This is a genomic window from Pseudomonas crudilactis (genome assembly GCF_013433315.1).
Lineage (GTDB): Bacteria > Pseudomonadota > Gammaproteobacteria > Pseudomonadales > Pseudomonadaceae > Aquipseudomonas > Aquipseudomonas crudilactis.
The window spans coordinates 25,959-42,220 of sequence record NZ_WXVV01000024.1; the positions used below are offsets into that span (position 1 = coordinate 25,959).

The 16,262-nt window shown below is 61.1% G+C and carries 14 protein-coding genes; 2 read left to right on the forward strand and 12 right to left on the reverse strand.

The genetic code is table 11. The features are described from left to right. Positions 1-565 precede the first annotated feature (565 nt). Complete coding sequence (gene rne / locus GTU76_RS23350; protein ID WP_180699711.1) at positions 566-3,808, forward strand: ribonuclease E; 3,243 nt, start codon at positions 566-568, stop codon at positions 3,806-3,808. A gap of 282 nt (positions 3,809-4,090) precedes the next feature. On the opposite strand, the gene GTU76_RS23355 is transcribed toward rne, so the two are convergent. The 12 genes from GTU76_RS23355 to GTU76_RS23410 all read right to left on the reverse strand — a co-directional run bounded on the left by GTU76_RS23355 (position 4,091) and on the right by GTU76_RS23410 (position 15,552). Continuing rightward, entirely contained in the window at positions 4,091-4,687 is a 597-nt protein-coding gene (locus GTU76_RS23355) for a nucleotidyltransferase family protein (RefSeq protein ID WP_175553499.1), read from the reverse strand. Continuing rightward, on the reverse strand, positions 4,684-5,664 hold the full coding sequence (locus GTU76_RS23360; RefSeq protein WP_180699712.1) for an XdhC family protein: 981 nt from the start codon (positions 5,662-5,664) through the stop codon (positions 4,684-4,686). Before GTU76_RS23360 ends, GTU76_RS23355 begins: the two co-directional genes overlap by 4 nt. Continuing rightward, positions 5,664-7,985, reverse strand: coding sequence for a xanthine dehydrogenase family protein molybdopterin-binding subunit (locus GTU76_RS23365; RefSeq protein WP_180699713.1), 2,322 nt, complete (start codon positions 7,983-7,985; stop codon positions 5,664-5,666). The genes GTU76_RS23360 and GTU76_RS23365 overlap by 1 nt, the downstream gene beginning before the upstream one ends. Next, positions 7,982-8,452: a (2Fe-2S)-binding protein gene (locus GTU76_RS23370; protein ID WP_180699714.1), complete on the reverse strand. Its 471-nt coding sequence runs from the start codon at positions 8,450-8,452 to the stop codon at positions 7,982-7,984. The genes GTU76_RS23365 and GTU76_RS23370 overlap by 4 nt, the downstream gene beginning before the upstream one ends. A gap of 245 nt (positions 8,453-8,697) precedes the next feature. Next, positions 8,698-9,717 carry a UDP-N-acetylmuramate dehydrogenase gene (gene murB / locus GTU76_RS23375; protein WP_180699715.1) on the reverse strand — a complete coding sequence of 340 codons (1,020 nt, stop codon included), beginning with the start codon at positions 9,715-9,717 and terminating at the stop codon, positions 8,698-8,700. Then, positions 9,714-10,178 carry a low molecular weight protein-tyrosine-phosphatase gene (locus tag GTU76_RS23380; RefSeq protein WP_016986041.1) on the reverse strand — a complete coding sequence of 155 codons (465 nt, stop codon included), beginning with the start codon at positions 10,176-10,178 and terminating at the stop codon, positions 9,714-9,716. Before GTU76_RS23380 ends, murB begins: the two co-directional genes overlap by 4 nt. Continuing rightward, the gene (gene kdsB, locus GTU76_RS23385) at positions 10,178-10,942 is read right to left on the reverse strand and encodes a 3-deoxy-manno-octulosonate cytidylyltransferase (RefSeq protein ID WP_180699716.1); all 765 of its coding nucleotides are present in this window, start codon (positions 10,940-10,942) and stop codon (positions 10,178-10,180) included. The genes GTU76_RS23380 and kdsB overlap by 1 nt, the downstream gene beginning before the upstream one ends. Then, positions 10,939-11,124 carry a Trm112 family protein gene (locus tag GTU76_RS23390; RefSeq protein ID WP_003174668.1) on the reverse strand — a complete coding sequence of 62 codons (186 nt, stop codon included), beginning with the start codon at positions 11,122-11,124 and terminating at the stop codon, positions 10,939-10,941. The genes kdsB and GTU76_RS23390 overlap by 4 nt, the downstream gene beginning before the upstream one ends. Before the next feature lie 21 nt (positions 11,125-11,145). After that, positions 11,146-12,156, reverse strand: coding sequence for a tetraacyldisaccharide 4'-kinase (gene lpxK / locus GTU76_RS23395; protein WP_016986043.1), 1,011 nt, complete (start codon positions 12,154-12,156; stop codon positions 11,146-11,148). Next, positions 12,156-12,584 carry an ExbD/TolR family protein gene (locus tag GTU76_RS23400; RefSeq protein ID WP_007908223.1) on the reverse strand — a complete coding sequence of 143 codons (429 nt, stop codon included), beginning with the start codon at positions 12,582-12,584 and terminating at the stop codon, positions 12,156-12,158. Before GTU76_RS23400 ends, lpxK begins: the two co-directional genes overlap by 1 nt. Continuing rightward, the gene (locus GTU76_RS23405; RefSeq protein ID WP_007908216.1) at positions 12,581-13,216 is read right to left on the reverse strand and encodes a MotA/TolQ/ExbB proton channel family protein; all 636 of its coding nucleotides are present in this window, start codon (positions 13,214-13,216) and stop codon (positions 12,581-12,583) included. The genes GTU76_RS23400 and GTU76_RS23405 overlap by 4 nt, the downstream gene beginning before the upstream one ends. Positions 13,217-13,317: 101 nt before the next feature. Then, positions 13,318-15,552 carry a DNA internalization-related competence protein ComEC/Rec2 gene (locus tag GTU76_RS23410; RefSeq protein WP_180699717.1) on the reverse strand — a complete coding sequence of 745 codons (2,235 nt, stop codon included), beginning with the start codon at positions 15,550-15,552 and terminating at the stop codon, positions 13,318-13,320. Positions 15,553-15,688: 136 nt separating this feature from the next. Here GTU76_RS23410 and GTU76_RS23415 point away from each other — a divergent pair, with 136 nt between their 5' ends. Then, complete coding sequence (locus GTU76_RS23415; protein ID WP_175553492.1) at positions 15,689-16,207, forward strand: DUF2062 domain-containing protein; 519 nt, start codon at positions 15,689-15,691, stop codon at positions 16,205-16,207. Positions 16,208-16,262 lie beyond the last annotated feature (55 nt).

Consider the following 16,262-nt stretch of genomic DNA (forward strand, 5'->3'; position numbering starts at 1 on the left):
CGCGAGGCCGTCCTACGGGGCTTTTGCTACGTAACGGTGGAGTTTTCAGTTGCAACGAGCGCAGGTGACATGAGGCCTGAATTACACCGCCGAGCAGAGTTTTAACTCGCCTGGCAGGCACACATTCAAGGCCAGTTCACAAAGTGCAGTCAGCTGCAGATGACCCCGAGCGAATGCTTCGGAAACAACGCCTGAATTAGCCATGATGCGTGACCTCCCCTTTCGGAGCTCACGGTAAATGCCAACCCGCTGCGGATTCTGCGCGCGGCAGCACCCGAATTATCAGGGATACGTGTAGGGTGGAGATGCACAACCGCTGGACTGTGTAGCAATAGGCTTTATCAAGACGCTTCATCTCGTCCACAGCCGCTGGTTGATTCCTCCTCCTGACTGAGTGCTTAAGTAGCCACAGCAAGCAGGACGCGTACGTCGCTATATCGGCCCAATTGGCCGCATATCGCTGGACACGGGAATGGCCAACCACTCCCGACGCACCTGACACCGACCGTGAGAAGTCGTGTGTGCCGAACGCCGTTTCCGGCAGCCCGGAAACCGACGGTACTACATGAAAAGAATGCTGATTAACGCAACTCAACCCGAAGAGTTGCGTGTTGCACTGGTAGATGGCCAACGCCTCTACGACCTGGACATCGAATCCGGTGCACGCGAGCAGAAGAAGGCCAACATCTATAAAGGCCGCATCACTCGCATCGAACCAAGCCTTGAGGCTGCCTTTGTCGATTTCGGCTCCGAGCGCCACGGCTTCCTGCCCCTCAAAGAAATCTCCCGCGAGTACTTCAAGAAAGCCCCTGAAGGTCGCGTCAACATCAAGGACGTCCTGAGCGAAGGCCAGGAAGTCATCGTTCAGGTCGAAAAAGAAGAACGTGGCAACAAGGGCGCCGCCCTGACCACCTTCATCAGCCTGGCCGGTCGTTACCTCGTGCTGATGCCGAACAACCCGCGTGCCGGCGGTATCTCCCGTCGCATCGAAGGCGAAGAGCGCAACGAACTGCGTGAAGCGCTGAACGGTCTGGTTGCACCGGCCGACATGGGTCTGATCGTGCGCACTGCCGGCCTTGGCCGCAGCAGCGAAGAAATGCAGTGGGACCTCGATTACCTGCTGCAACTGTGGACCGCCATCAAAGAAGCCTCGCTGGATCGTTCCGCGCCATTCCTGATCTACCAGGAAAGCAACGTGATCATCCGCGCCATCCGCGATTACCTGCGCCAGGACATCGGCGAAGTGTTGATCGACAGCGTTGAAGCCCAGGACGAAGCTCTGACCTTCATTCGCCAGGTGATGCCGCAGTACGCCAGCAAGATCAAGCTGTACGAAGACAGCGTTCCGCTGTTCAACCGTTTCCAGATCGAAAGCCAGATCGAGACCGCTTTCCAGCGCGTCGTTGAACTGCCTTCCGGCGGCTCCATCGTTATCGATCCGACCGAAGCTTTGGTGTCCATCGACATCAACTCGGCGCGCGCCACCAAAGGCAGCGACATCGAAGAAACCGCCCTGCAGACCAACCTTGAAGCCGCCGAAGAAATCGCCCGTCAGTTGCGCCTGCGCGACATCGGCGGCCTGATCGTCATCGACTTCATCGACATGACCCCTGCCAAGAACCAGCGCGCCGTGGAAGAGAAAGTCCGCGAATGCCTGGAAGCCGACCGCGCTCGCGTGCAGATCGGCCGCATCTCGCGCTTCGGCCTGCTGGAAATGTCCCGTCAGCGCCTGCGTCCATCGCTGGGCGAAAGCAGCGGCATCGTCTGCCCGCGTTGCAACGGCACCGGCATCATCCGTGACGTTGAATCGCTGTCGCTGGCCATCCTGCGCCTGATCGAAGAAGAAGCCCTGAAAGACCGCACTGCCGAAGTGCGCGCTCAGGTGCCGATCCCGGTCGCTGCGTTCCTGCTCAACGAAAAACGCAACTCGATCACCAAGATCGAACTGCGCACCCGTGCTCGCATCATCATTCTGCCGAACGACCACCTCGAAACCCCGCATTTCGAAGTTCAGCGTCTGCGTGACGACAGCCCGGAAGCCGCGACCAACCAGTCCAGCTACGAAATCGCTGCTGCCGCTGCCGAAGTCGAAGAAGTCCAGCCAGCCGCTGCGACCCGCACCCTGGTTCGCCAGGAAGCCGCAGTCAAGACGGCTCCGGCCCGCGCCAATGCTCCGGTTCCGACCGAAGCCGCCGCCCCTGCCGCTCCAGCACCGGCCCCGGTTGCCGCGCCTGAGCCAAGCCTGTTCAAAGGCCTGGTGAAATCGCTGGTCAGCCTGTTCGCCACCAAAGAAGAGCCAGCAGCTCCGGTTGTAGTTGAAAAACCAGCCAGCGAGCGTCCGGCCCGTAACGAAGAACGTCGCAACGGTCGCCAGCAGAGCCGCAACCGTAACGGTCGCCGTGATGAAGAGCGCAAGCCGCGCGAAGAACGTGCACCGCGTGAAGAGCGCGCCCCACGTGAGCCGCGCGAAGAGCGTCAGCCACGCGAAGCCCGTGAAGTGCGTGAGCCGCGTGAAGCCCGTACCGAAGCTGCTCCGGCCGCTCGTGAAGAGCGCGCGCCACGTGCACCGCGTGAAGAACGTGCACCACGTGCTCCACGTGAAGATCGCAAGCCACGTGGCGAGCGTGAAGAGCGTGTACGTGAACTGCGCGAGCCACTGGACGCCGTTCCAGCCGCTGCAGCTGCCGTAGCCGTTACTGCTGAAGAGCGCCCGGCCCGTCAGCCACGCGAAGAGCGCGCACCGCGTCCGCCGCGTGAAGAGCGTCAGCCACGCGCCGAGCAGGCCGCTGCTGCCGTCGCTGAAGAAGAAGAAGTGAACAGCAACGAAGAGCAACTGCCGGAAGACGGTTCGGAGAACGCCGAAGGCGATCGTCCACGTCGTCGTTCGCGCGGTCAGCGTCGTCGCAGCAACCGTCGTGAGCGTCAGCGTGATGCCAACGGCAACGTGATCGAAGGTTCGGAAGAATCCGAAGCCGGCGAAAACGCTGAAGAGCCAAGCACCGCCGATCTGGCTGCAGGCCTGGCTGTTACCGCAGCCGTTGCCAGCAGCGTGATCAGTGCTCCGGCGGAAGCCCAAGCCCACGAGCAAGCTGAACGCGCCACCGCCACTGTGCAGGAAACTGCTGCAGTGGAAGCGCCGGTTGTTGAAGCAACTACGCCAGTCGAAGTGGTTGCTGCTCCGGAAGTCGAAGTAGCACCGGTGCAGGAAACTCTGCCTCAAGTCGAGCCAGCGCCAGTTGTGTTCGCTGAGCCGGTGGTTGAAACCGTCGCTGAAACCGTGACCGAAACCGTGCGTGAAGTTCGTGAAGAACAAACCGCCTTCAACTGGGTTGCCGAACCAGCTGTTGCTGAAACACCAGCGCCAGTGGTTGAAGCACCGGTTGTTCAAGCGACAGTGTTCGAAGCACCTGCGGTTGAAGCTCCTGTGTTTGAAGAGACCAAAGTTGCCGAGCCAGTGGTTGTTACTGAACCAGCACCGGTTGTCGAAGCACCTGTCGTTGCCGAAGCTCCAGCTCCAGTGGTTGAAGCACCGGCTCCGGTCAGCGCTCTGACGCCAAGCGGCCGCGCGCCAAACGACCCCCGTGAAGTACGTCGTCGCAAGCGTGAAGAAGAGCGCCTGCAGAAGGAAGCCGAACTGGCTGCCGCTGCTGCTCCTGTTGCTGAAGTGGTCGAGGCAGCGCCTGCCCCGAACGCTGAAGAAGCGGTTGTCGAAGCAGTGATTGCTGAAGCACCACGCTCCGTTCAGGACGCGGTCGAGCAACACCATGAGGCCGAGGAAAAAGAACACGAGCCTAAACCTCTCGTGTAATTTCCAAAGCCGTTAAAAAGCCCCGCCTGATTATTCACGGGGCTTTTTTATGCCTCGATTTTTTGTGGTGGACTCCAGATCCAACCCCCTCACCCCAGCCCTCCCGAAACGTCGGACCGCCCCCGAGGGGACGAGGGGAAAGGGAGCCGATTTGCGCGGTTTTCAGATCTTGAGTTCAACTGGATATTTCAGGTCGATGTACCTCGAAAGAACTCCTGGATCAGTCCCCTCTCCCTCTGGGAGAGGGCTAGGGTGAGGGGCTCTTAGGAATTTACGCAGCTCTCAAGACGAAGCAAAAACCAAAGCCTCAGGCACATCGATATCCCACAGAATGCCCGGATCATCGACAGCAACCTCCACCACCCTGCCCTGCCTGAACAACGGCCGAGCCCCGCGATCGCCACTCAAAGCCTGCAACCCCGCACCAAACGAACGCCCAAACCCCACCGGATGGCCAAACTCGCCACCCTGCACAGGCACGCTCACCGCATCGTCGGCAATCGCCGCAACGACTCGTTCGATACTCGACGGCAAGATAAACGGCATATCCCCCAGTACAATCAACCAGCCACCGGCATCCGGGCAAGCCGCGACGCCAGCGGCAATGCTGTCCCCCATCCCGCTCGATTCAATCGAGACCACGTCACAGCCATAAGCCTGCGCCATGCGCATCGCCTGTGGCCGCGCCTCGGTCGTCACCAGCACACGCTTGTCCAGACTGACCGGCAGATTCAACAGCACCTGCTCAATCACCGAACGCACCGCGCCATCACGCCCGGTGCAGTCCGCCAGCAACTTGTCCTTATCGGCGCCGGCCACCTGGCGAAAGCGACTGCCCTCGCCCGCTGCCAGCACAATCACTGCAATGGATCGACTCATGCGTCCTCCAAAGTTTTCTTCTGCTTCAACTCGACGCCGTTCTTGATCGCGACGATTTCCGCCAGCAAGGACAAGGCAATTTCCGCCGGCGAATGACTACCGATGTGCAGACCGATCGGGCCGTGCAAACGATCAATAGCCGCTGCTGACAAGCCTAGCTGAGCCAGATTCTCCCGGCGCTTCTGACTGTTGACGCGCGAACCGAGCGCGCCAACATAGAAGGCTGGCGAATCCAGCGCGGTGAGCAGCGCCATGTCATCCAGACGCGGATCGTGAGTCAACGCGACAATCGCCGTGCGCTCATCGGTCTTAATGCTCAGCACCGCGTCATCCGGCATGCCCGGAACGAAGCGACCGTGGTGCTCCTCCCAACCGTAGACGAACTCGGTGCGCGGATCGCAGATCAGCACCTCAAAATCCAGCAACCGCGCCATATCCGCCACGTAACGCGACAACTGCCCGGCGCCGATCAACAATAAACGCCAGCGCGGACCGTAGATCGCTCGCAGGGTTTTGCCGTCGAATTCCAGCGCGTCGGACTTGCCGGCCGGCGACAGAAGCACTTCACCGGTTTCGATGTTCAACTCGCGAGCGACAATCTCGTGAGATTCGCAACGGCTCAGTAATTCGGCAACCCAGCCAGGATCACCGACGCGCTCTTCGGTCAGGCGCAACGTGCCGCCACACGGTAAACCAAAGCGCGCCGCCTCCTCTCGCGTGACGCCATAGGTGATCAACTGCACCGGCGGCCCGGCGCTGGCGATCCGCCCATCGTGCAAACGAGCAATCAAGTCATCCTCGACACACCCACCCGACACCGAACCGATCACCACGCCATCCTCACGCAGCGCCAACATGGCGCCCGGAGCCCGGGGCGCAGTGCCCCAGGTCTGCACCACGCTGAACAGCACCACCCGCTGTCCGGCGCGGCGCCACTCGAGGACGCTGCGCAGGACATTGAGGTCGACACTGTCCATTACGCCTCTGCCTTCTGCCAGCCCTGCAACTGATAACGTACCGGCAGATTGCGGATGCGCTTGCCGGTGGCGGCGAAGATCGCGTTACACAAGGCCGGAGCAATCGGTGGCACGCCCGGCTCGCCGACACCGCCCAACGGCACGTCGCCCGGCGGCGTCACCAGATGCACGGCGACTTCCTTCGGCGCCAGCGACATGCGCGCCACTTCATACATATGGAAGTTGTCCTGCTGGACCTTGCCGTCCTTGAAGCTGATTTCGCCCAGCACCGCGTTGCCCAGGCCCATCACGCAAGCGCCTTCGAACTGCGAGCGAATACGTTCAGGGTTGATCTGCGGCCCGCAATCCACGGCGATATCGGCCTTGTGCACGATCAGCGTGCCGTCGTCCTTGACCTCGACTTCGATCACCGCTGCCACATAGGTGACGAAGCTGTAATGCACAGCCAGCCCCAGACCACGGCCCTTGGGCAGTTTGCGTCCCCAACCGGCAGCCTTCGCGGCAGTTTCCAGCACGGTGCGCATGCGTCCGGTGTCGATCGGATAACGCTCGGGAGACTCGCCGTAGTTCCACTCTTCGCTCAGCGTGCGCGGATCGATCTGCCGATCCGGACCGAGCAGTTTGACCTGGTACTTGAGCGGATCCTCGCCAGCCTTGTGCGCCAGTTCATCGACAAAGCTCTGAATCGCGAAACCATGGGGAATGTTCGACACCGAGCGATACCAGCCGACCCGCGTGTGTACCGTCGCTTCGGGGTTTTCCAGACGCACATTGGGAATCGCGTAAGCCATGTTGGTGAAGCCCATGCCCAATTCGAACGCCGCTTCATGATTCATGCCCGGCGCGAACAACGCGGTGATGCTCGGCGCCACGGTGCGATGCAACCAGCCCGACGGCATGCCGTCCTTGCCCACGCCAGCTTTCAGATACTCGGCGGACACGGTGTGGAAATATGAGTTGTGGATGTCATCTTCACGCATCCACTGCACCCGCACGGCCTTGCCGGGGAACTCTTTGGCGAGGATCGCCGCTTCGACGACGAAATCCGGCTTGGATTTGCGCCCGAAACCACCGCCGAGCAGCGTGACATTGAAGGTGACATTGTCGAACGGCAGCCCAAGACGCTCGGCAATGCGTTCGCGGGTGACTTGGGGTGCCTGACTCGGCGCCCACGCTTCGCAAACGCCGTCCGTGTAGCGAGCGATGGCGACCATTGGCTCCATCGGCGCCTGCGCCAGATGCGGTAAATAGTAGGACGCCTCGAGGGTACTGGCAGCGCCGCTCAGAGCCTTGTCGATATCGCCGGTGTTGCGCACCACTTTGCCGGGCTTGAGCGAAGCGGCTTCGAGCTCCTTGCGATAGGCAATCGAGTCGTAACTGGCGTTCGGGCCGTCGTCCCACTCGATTTTCAGCGCTTCGCGGCCCTTGATCGCGGCCCAGGTATTGCTCGCCACCACGGCCACACCGCCTAACGGCTGAAACTCCGAAGGCAGCGGACGACTTTCGATCTGCATTATTTTGAGCACGCCGGGGACTTTCAGCGCGGCGCTGTCATCCAGCGATTTGACCTTGCCGCCGTACACCGCCGGACGGGCGATGGTGGCGTACAACATGCCATCGAAATGCACGTCCGCGCCGTATACCGCGCGACCGTTGACGATGTCGTCGCCATCGATGGCTTTGGTGCCTTCCTTGCCGATGTAGCGAAACTCCGACGGCTGCTTAAGACGCAAGCTGTCCCGTGCCGGTACTGCCAACGCACTTGCTGCGGCGGCTAGCTCGCCATAGCCCAGCTCACGGCCAGACGGTTTGTGAATGACTTTGTGCAACTGCGCGTGGCATTCGCCGACCGGCACTTTCCACTGCGCAGCGGCGGCCTGTTCAAGCATCGTACGGGCTGCCGCGCCACAACGCCGCATCGGCTCATACCAATGGCGCATGCTGCGCGAACCGTCGGTGTCCTGGTTGCCGAAACGCACTTCATCACCCGGCGCCTGCTGCACTTTGACGTGCGCCCAATCGGCCTCCAGCTCATCAGCGACAACCATGGTCAGACTGGTGCGCACGCCCTGGCCCATTTCCGAACGGTTGCACACAACGGTGACGGTGCCGTCGGCGGCGATGCTGACGTAGACCTTCGGATCATCAATCCAGCCGTTGGGCATGCCATCGGCGCCGAACTGTTTCGGTTTGTCTTCGGCCAACGCATCCTGCCAGCCCCAACTCGCCGCCAGTACCAGTGCACCGGTGGCGCCGACGCCTTTGAGAAAACCACGACGGCTGAGATTGCTCAGGGCGAAATCATTCGGAAGACGGCTCATGCTTTCGCCTCCTTCAAATGCGTGGACGCCTGACGAATAGCGATTTTGATCCGGTTGTAGGTGCCGCAGCGGCAAATATTGCCAACCATGGCCTCTTCGATCTGCTCGTCGCTCGGGTTCGGGTTGGTCTTTAGCAACGCGGTGGCCGACATGATCTGCCCGCCCTGACAGAAACCGCACTGCGCGACGGCTGTGTCGAGCCAGGCTTGCTGGACGATCTGCCCGACCGGATCAGCATGAAGATTGTCGATCGTGGTGACGTTCTGGCCGATCACCGAGCCGATCGGCGTGATGCAACTGCGGGCCGGCAAGCCATCGATATGAATGGTGCAGGCGCCGCACAGGCCCATGCCGCAACCGAATTTGGTGCCGTTGTAACCGGCGACATCACGAATCGCCCACAACAGCGGCATGTCTTCAGTGACATCGAGGGGATGGTCTTGACCGTTGAGTTTCAGGGTAATCATGGGCACGCCCGCATATTTTTAGTGGTTATGGGGTCGAGCAATCTGCCGCCGTTGAATCGGCGGTGGTTCACGCAGATCGACTCAGGCTAATCAGGCTCTCTTGTGCCGACGGGAACGCCTGCACCGGGCCTTTGGTGGAGCAAATGACGGTTATCGTTAGCTCGCTAAGTTAACCCAGCGTTAACAAAAAAGCCCTGCACTTTTTAATCAGTGCAGGGCCTTGGATGTGCTTTGAAAGCGTAGTCTCAATAGCGGTTAGGCTCCATCTCCAGCTCGACATTGAAACGTTCGGCAATGTCTTTCTGAATGCGTTGCGCCAGATCGAGCAGTTGCAGGCCGGTCGCCGTGCCGTAGTTGACCAATACCAGCGCCTGCAATTTATGTACGCCGGCATCGGCCTTACGGAAACCTTTCCAGCCGGCACGCTCGATCAGCCAACCCGCCGCCAGTTTCATCTGCCCGTCCGGTTGCGCATAGGCCACCACATCCGGATGCTGTTCTTTGATCTGCGCGACGATGGCCGCAGACACCAGCGGATTCTTGAAGAAGCTGCCGGCATTGCCAAGCACCGCAGGATCCGGCAGTTTTTCACTGCGGATGCTGCAAATCGCTCGACTGACATCGGTCGGCGTAGGCTGCTCGATCCCCTGCTCACTCAGGCGCTGGCGCACCGGACCGTATTCCAGATGCAGATGCGCGACGCGATCGAGCGTGAAACGCACACGTAGAATCAGCCAGCGCCCAGGCTGCTGCTTGAACAGGCTGTCGCGGTAGGCGAAGTTGCATTCTTCGAGGGTGAAATCGTGCAGCTCGCCGGTCTGACGATCCAGCGCGGTGAGGCCAGCGAAGACATCCTTGATCTCGACGCCGTAAGCGCCAATGTTCTGCATCGGCGCAGCGCCGACAGTGCCGGGGATCAGGCTGAGGTTTTCCAGTCCGGAAAAGCCCTGCGCCAGGGTGTATTGCACAAAGGGGTGCCACGGCTCGCCGGCCTCAGCTTCGATCACCACGCGGCTGCCGCCATCGCTGATCACACGAATCCCGCGCGTCGCCATGCGCAAGACCAGCGCAGGGATATCCGCAGTCAGCAGCAAGTTGCTGCCCCCGCCGATCACCAGCAACGGCACGTCGTGAGCCGTGGCATACGCCAGCGCTTCACGGACATCGGTATCGCTATGGGCTTCGGCGAACAGTTGCGCGCGGACATCGACGCCAAAACTGTTGAACGGTTTCAGGGAAACCTGCGGTTGCACCTGCAAACTCATAGCCGGCCCTTCACTTCGATCAACAATTGGTCACAGGCCGCTTCAATCAGATCCAGTACCTGCTCGAAACCCTGATCGCCGTCGTAATAAGGATCCGGCACTTCATCGACAACACCGGCGTAGCGACGCAGAAACAGGTCCAGCTCGGCTTTGCCGGTGGACGGCTGCAATGCCTTGAGGTTACGCAGGTTGCTGTTGTCCATCGCCAAAATCAAGTCGTAACTGGCGAAGTCGGCCCGGCTGACCTGTTGCGCGCGTTGCGCCGACAGGTCATAACCACGCACTTTGGCGGCAGCTTGGCTGCGCTTGTCCGGCGGATTGCCGACGTGCCAGTCACCGGTGCCGGCGGAAGCCACTTCGACTTGATCCGCCAGCCCCGCTTCACGCAGTTTGTGCCGCAACACGCCTTCGGCCGTGGGCGAGCGGCAAATGTTGCCCAGGCATACAAACAGAACGCGCATCAGGCCCCCAGCAGGCGACGAACGCGCTCGAGATCTTCAACCGTGTCGACGCCGGTTGGCGGTGCGATCAGCGCGTCGGCAACGTGAATGCGCACGCCATGCCACAGGGCACGCAGTTGCTCGAGGGATTCAGTGTTTTCCAGCCAGCACGGGCCCCAACTGACGAAGTCCTGAAGGAAACCGGCGCGGTAGGCATAGATGCCGATATGGCGACGGTATGGCACGCCCTCCGGCAATTGCTCGCGGCTCTTGGCGAACGCGTCGCGTGCCCACGGCAGGGTCGCGCGGCTGAAAGTCAGCGCCAGACCGTTGAGGTCGCTGACGACCTTGACCACGTTCGGATTGAACAGGGTTTCCACGTCCTCGATCGGCTCGGCCAGCGTGGCCATGCGCGCTTCAGTGTGAGCGGCCAGATTGGCGGCAACCTGATCGATCACGCTCGGCGGAATCAGCGGCTCGTCACCCTGCACGTTGACCACGATCGCGTCAGGCTCAAGGCCCAGTTTCGCCGCGACTTCGGCCAGACGATCAGTGCCGGAATTATGGTCTTCACGGGTCAGCACCACTTCGGCGCCAAAGGCCTTGCAAGCCTCGACGATGCGCGCGTCGTCAGTCGCGACCACCACACGAGTGGCGCTGCTTTTGCTCGCCTGCTCCCAGACGTGCTGGATCATCGGCTTGCCGGCAATGTCCAGCAGCGGCTTGCCCGGCAAACGGGTCGAGGCGAAACGCGACGGGATGACAACGGTGAAGGCAGTGGTCATTTATCCAGACGCTCGTCGGTGGTCAGGGTGCGGGCTTCGCTTTCGAGCATCACCGGGATGCCGTCGCGGATCGGGTACGCCAGACCGGCGCCCTTGCTGATCAACTCGGTCTTGTCGGCGCTGAGCTTGAGCGGGCCTTTGCAGATCGGGCACGCGAGGATATCGAGCAATTTGGTGTCCATGAACATTCCCTGAGTAAAGAGTTAAGGCAAAAGCCGATCGGGCAACAGGCGCATCAGATGTGTGTCAAACCAGGCCACGAAGGCCGGCGACGGCACGGCATCGACGGCCAGATACCACCAGTCGGCAGCAGCAAAAGAGCGGCACTTCACCGCGTCTTTTTCGGTCATCACCAACGGCAATGAAGGTGTGAAATTCAAGGCTTGCACGCTGTATTCGGCGTGATCGGCAAACGCATGTGGGATTGCTCGCCAGTCTAGCGCCTCGAGGGTATTGAAGAAACGTTGCGGATTGCCGATTCCGGCGACGGCGTGCACGGCCTGGCCTGCTGGAAAATGATCGAGCGGTTTACGCTCGCCGCTGTGCAGATTGACCAGAGCAGTGGGTTGCAGATGGAAAGCGAAACCGTCGTCGCGATCTTCAGTGGCACCGTTGAACAGCACGCCGTCGACGCTTTGCAGGCGTTCGATCGGCTCGCGTAAAGGCCCGGCGGGCAGGCAGCGCTTATTACCGAGGCCGCGAGCAGCGTCGATCAGCACCAGCTCCAGATCACGCGCCAGACGATAATGCTGCATGCCGTCATCGGAGAGGATCAGATCCAACGGTTCACTGGCGAGCAACGCTTTGACGGCCGCGCTGCGATCGGGATCGATCATCAGCGGCACGCCAGTGCGCTGCACGATCAGCAGCGGTTCGTCACCGGCAATGTCGGCGGTTTGATCGGCCTCAACGCGCCAGGGCAATTGTGGCGGCTTAGCACCGTAACCGCGACTGACCACACCGACGCGCAATCCGCTGCGCCGGCAATGTTCGATCAGCCAGAGAATCATCGGCGTCTTGCCGGTACCGCCGACGGTGATGTTACCCACCACAATCAACGGCACCGGAGGCTGATAGATCTCGCCTTCACCGTCGAGAAAGCGCTGGCGCTTACCCACCACCACGCGGCGATAGAGCATTTCCAGCGGCCGCAGCAGCGTCAGGGCCGGGTGCCCCTGATACCACGCAGCGAGCAAACGATCGGACAGGCTCATCAGGATTTGGGCGCCGCCTCGACCGTGGTCATGCGCAGATGGCTGAAACCGAGCTTGCCGGCCGCGTCCATGGCGGTGATCACTGATTGATGCTGAGTCTTGCCGTCGGCACTGATCGACAACGGCATATTGGTGTCGCCGTTGGATTCTTTCTGCATGGCTTCCATCAAAGTCGCCAGATCATTTTTCGGCAAAATCTTGTTGTTCACCGAAAACACGCCCTCAGCGCTGATGGCCACGTCAATCTGCTTGAGTTGCTGATCTTCGGCCGGCGAGCCACTGACCGCTTCCGGCAAATCGACACGCAACTGGGTTTCACGGGTAAACGTGGTGGTCACGACGAAAAACAGCAGCAGAATGAACACCACGTCGATCAGCGACGCGAGGTTGATATCGATGGTTTCCCGAGGCTTGCGACGGAATTTCACGCGCGGCCCTCGGCCAGATCGACGTCACGGTCGCCCTGCACCACTTCAACCAGTTTGATCGCTTCCTGTTCCATGCCCACCACCAGTTCATCGATGCGGCGTTGCAGGAACCGGTGGAAGAACACCGCCGGAATACCGACCATCAGACCCGCAGCCGTGGTGATCAGCGCTTTGGAAATACCACCAGCCAATACCGAAGCGTTGGTGGTCATGCCTGAGCCAGTAAAGGCGCTGAAAATGTCGATCATGCCCAGCACCGTGCCCAGCAGACCGAGCAACGGCGACATGGCGGCAATGGTGCCCAGCGCATTGACGTAGCGTTCGAGTTCGTGAATGACCCGGGCGGCGGCCTCTTCGATGCACTCTTTCATGATCTCGCGACCATGCTTGGAGTTGGCCAGACCGGCAGCGAGGATTTCCCCCAGCGGCGAATTGGCGCGCAATTCCTTGAGTTTTTCTTTATTGAGCTGCTTGTCCTTGATCCACACCCAGACCTGGCCCAGCAGATGCTCGGGGGTGACGCGACTGGCGCGCAGGGTCCACAGGCGCTCGGCGACGATCGCCATGGCCGCGATGGAACTCAGAATGATCGGCAACATCATCCAGCCGCCGGATTTGACCAATTCCCACACAGTGACAGTCCCCTCGAAAAAGTGCGCCACTTTACCATACCGATCCGCGATTAAGACCCGCCGCTCCGACGACCGTGAGGTGGCATCCATGCTGGCACCGATCAACGGGCGAGTGCCGGCGGATCGCGCCAGAAACGCCGCTGTTGACGCATCGTCCACGGCGGTTTGAAGCGGCCCAGTTGCAGATGAATGGCGCCCTGCTCGGCGCTGTCGTAAATGCGCAGGCCCTGTTTCCGATAACGCGCGAGCACGGTTGGGTGGGGATGGCCAAATGAATTGCCATGACCTCGCGAAATCAGCACGGACTCTGGCTTCAAGACGTTAAGCAGCGCCATCGACGATGAACTGCGGCTGCCATGGTGAGGCGCTTGCAGCCAGTGCGTCGGGGCAACCAGCGGACTGTCGAGCAGCGAGCGTTCGGCGTGGGTGTCGATATCGCCGGTCAGCAGCAGGCGCTCGCCATTGGCCTCGATCTGCAATACGCAGGAACGCTGATTGCTGTCGCGGGCATCCGCCCACTGCCAGAGTTGAAAACGCACGCCGTCCCACTGCCATTGCCGGCCGCTTTCGCAGGCTTCGGCGCGCAACTGCGCGGGCAATCCCGCCGGGTCGCCGCTGATCACTTGATCGACGGTCAGACCACGGGTGATCGCCAAAGCGCCGCCAGCGTGATCGGCGTCCGCATGGCTGAGCAGCATCAAATCGAGTTTTTCCACATTGAGTTTGCGCAACGCGGGCAGCACCACCCGCTCGCCGAGATCGAAATCGCCAAAACGCGGCCCGGCGTCATACAGCAGCGCGTAATGACGGGTGCGGATCAGAATGGCCAGGCCTTGGCCGACATCGAGTTGCCAGATATCGGCCACCCCTTCATCCAGGCGCTCGCGTGGCGGCACAACCAATAGCAACAGCAATGGCCAGCCCAGCGGGCGCATCGGCACACCGCGCGGCAACAGCAACAACACGGCACCGAGGCTGCCGAGCAACCAGACCCAGCCCGGCACGGCGGCGGCTGTCCATGCCGGCCACTGCCCGGCAATCACCGCCAAAGCGCGAAACAGCGCGTCGATCAAACCGCCGGCCAGCCACAAAAGACCTTCCCCGACATGCGGCACCGGTAACATCAGCGTGCCGAGCAGTGCCGGCGGCAACGCCACGAGGCTGACCCAAGGCACCGCCAACAGATTTGCCAATGGCCCGCTAAGGCTGATCGGCAGATTCAGTGCCAGCAACACCGGGCACAGACCGATGGCTATCAACCATTGCGCCCGCGTCCAGGTTTGCCACCAACGCCACCCACCCAAGCGGCCACCAAAGGTAAAAATCAACACTGCTACGGCCGTAAAGGACAACCAGAAGCCGGGGCGCAGGCTGGCCAGGGGATCGAACAAAAGTACCGCATTGAACGCCAGCAACAACGGCCACCACGCACCAAGATGACGAAAGCGCAGGCGCCACAACAGTACCAGCCCGACCATCACGCAGGCGCGCTGTACCGGCACGTCGAAACCGGCAAGGAGGCCATAACCGAGCGCAGCCGCGAATGCCAGGCCGCAGGCCCACGGCAGCCAGGGCCAGCGCAGCGGCCACAGGCCAAAGCGGGCCAATCCGCCGACGAGCATGTACATCTCCGCTGCCAGCAATCCAATGTGCTGCCCGGAAATCACCAGCAAATGCACAGTGCCGGTGTCCTGCAGAATCTGCCAGTCCTCGCGACTGAGCCCCGAGCCATCGCCCAGCACCAACGCGGCCAGCGCTCCGTTACGTCCCTGTGCATCTACACTCAGCAAACGCTGCCGAATACTGTCGCGCCAGGCCCAGCGCGCTTCGCTCAGGCACTGGCCGTCCTTGATCGTGCCGGTCGCACCGATGCGTTGCGCCAGTAACCACGCCTCGTAATCGAAAGCGTCCGGATTGAGCAAACCACCCGCACGCTTGAGCTTGACCGCCAGACGCCAGCGCTCGCCACTGTTGACCGGCGGCCCGCCGTACCACGCGAGCCGCATCAGCGTTGGCAGTTTTTCGTGACGCGAGCGCGCATCAGCCAGTTCGAAACGCACCACGCCTTCACTGTTCTGCGGTAAACCGACGACCCGCCCTTCGACCCACCGGGTTTCTCCATCCAGCCCGGCCGGCAAACGATCATTCAACGCCCACTGCGCACCGACGCTGGCCCACGTGAAGCCAAACAGCAGAAACGCCAAGGGATAGCTGCGAAACGGCAGCAGCATCAAAGCCACGACCAGCAATAACAGCATCAACCAGACCGGCGGTAATGCCGGCATAAAAACCGGGGCCAGCAGACCGACTGCCAGCGCCATCATCCCTGTGCGCATAAGCCCGTCCTTGAGAGTCCCGTACTTAGGCATAGCGGGTGTCGGGCACGGACGCCGTCAACAATTGTCACAAAGTCTGAATGGGCGCTTCGTAGAATCCAGACATACTTGCCGCCTTAACCGACCGAGAAGCCTTATGCCCCGGCGCTTATTCAAACGTTACATGCCCGATCCGACGAGCATCAGGGAACACAAATCCTTACGCTTTCTCGGCAAGTTGCTGCATGACCCGAACCTCTGGCACCTCAATCGCCACTCGGTCGCGCGGGCAATGGCCGTCGGTTTGTTTGCCGCATTCCTGCCGATTCCGGCGCAGATGCTGGTCGCGGCCGCGCTGGCGATCACCGTGCGGGGGAACATGCCGATTGCGGTCAGTCTGGTGTGGCTGACCAATCCGATCACCATGCCGGCGGTGTTCTTCTGCACGTATCAGGCCGGGGCGTTTTTGATGGACGTGCCTGCCCGGCATCTGCCGGACGAGTTGACCTGGGAGTGGATCAGCGGCGAGTTGTCGACGTTGTGGCAGCCGTTTCTGCTCGGCTCGGTGGTGGTGGGACTGGTACTCGGCGCCCTCGCCTACTGCATTGTGATGATGTATTGGCGCTGGTGGGTGGCGCGGCAATGGGCGCGGCGCAAGAAAAACAGAATGCGCTGAATGCAAAACGGCCTCCGCAGTGGGAGGCCGTTTTGATTTGTGGCGTTTGCATTCG

What these genes read in the sequence shown, in the direction of transcription:
- rne (WP_180699711.1), top strand. Translation starts at nt 566, where the DNA reads ATGAAAAGAATGCTGATTAACGCAACTCAACCCGAAGAGTTGCGTGTT.
- GTU76_RS23355 (WP_175553499.1), bottom strand. Translation starts at nt 4,687, where the DNA reads ATGAGTCGATCCATTGCAGTGATTGTGCTGGCAGCGGGCGAGGGCAGT.
- GTU76_RS23360 (WP_180699712.1), bottom strand. Translation starts at nt 5,664, where the DNA reads ATGGACAGTGTCGACCTCAATGTCCTGCGCAGCGTCCTCGAGTGGCGC.
- GTU76_RS23365 (WP_180699713.1), bottom strand. Translation starts at nt 7,985, where the DNA reads ATGAGCCGTCTTCCGAATGATTTCGCCCTGAGCAATCTCAGCCGTCGT.
- GTU76_RS23370 (WP_180699714.1), bottom strand. Translation starts at nt 8,452, where the DNA reads ATGATTACCCTGAAACTCAACGGTCAAGACCATCCCCTCGATGTCACT.
- murB (WP_180699715.1), bottom strand. Translation starts at nt 9,717, where the DNA reads ATGAGTTTGCAGGTGCAACCGCAGGTTTCCCTGAAACCGTTCAACAGT.
- GTU76_RS23380 (WP_016986041.1), bottom strand. Translation starts at nt 10,178, where the DNA reads ATGCGCGTTCTGTTTGTATGCCTGGGCAACATTTGCCGCTCGCCCACG.
- kdsB (WP_180699716.1), bottom strand. Translation starts at nt 10,942, where the DNA reads ATGACCACTGCCTTCACCGTTGTCATCCCGTCGCGTTTCGCCTCGACC.
- GTU76_RS23390 (WP_003174668.1), bottom strand. Translation starts at nt 11,124, where the DNA reads ATGGACACCAAATTGCTCGATATCCTCGCGTGCCCGATCTGCAAAGGC.
- lpxK (WP_016986043.1), bottom strand. Translation starts at nt 12,156, where the DNA reads ATGAGCCTGTCCGATCGTTTGCTCGCTGCGTGGTATCAGGGGCACCCG.
- GTU76_RS23410 (WP_180699717.1), bottom strand. Translation starts at nt 15,552, where the DNA reads ATGCGCACAGGGATGATGGCGCTGGCAGTCGGTCTGCTGGCCCCGGTT.
- GTU76_RS23415 (WP_175553492.1), top strand. Translation starts at nt 15,689, where the DNA reads ATGCCCCGGCGCTTATTCAAACGTTACATGCCCGATCCGACGAGCATC.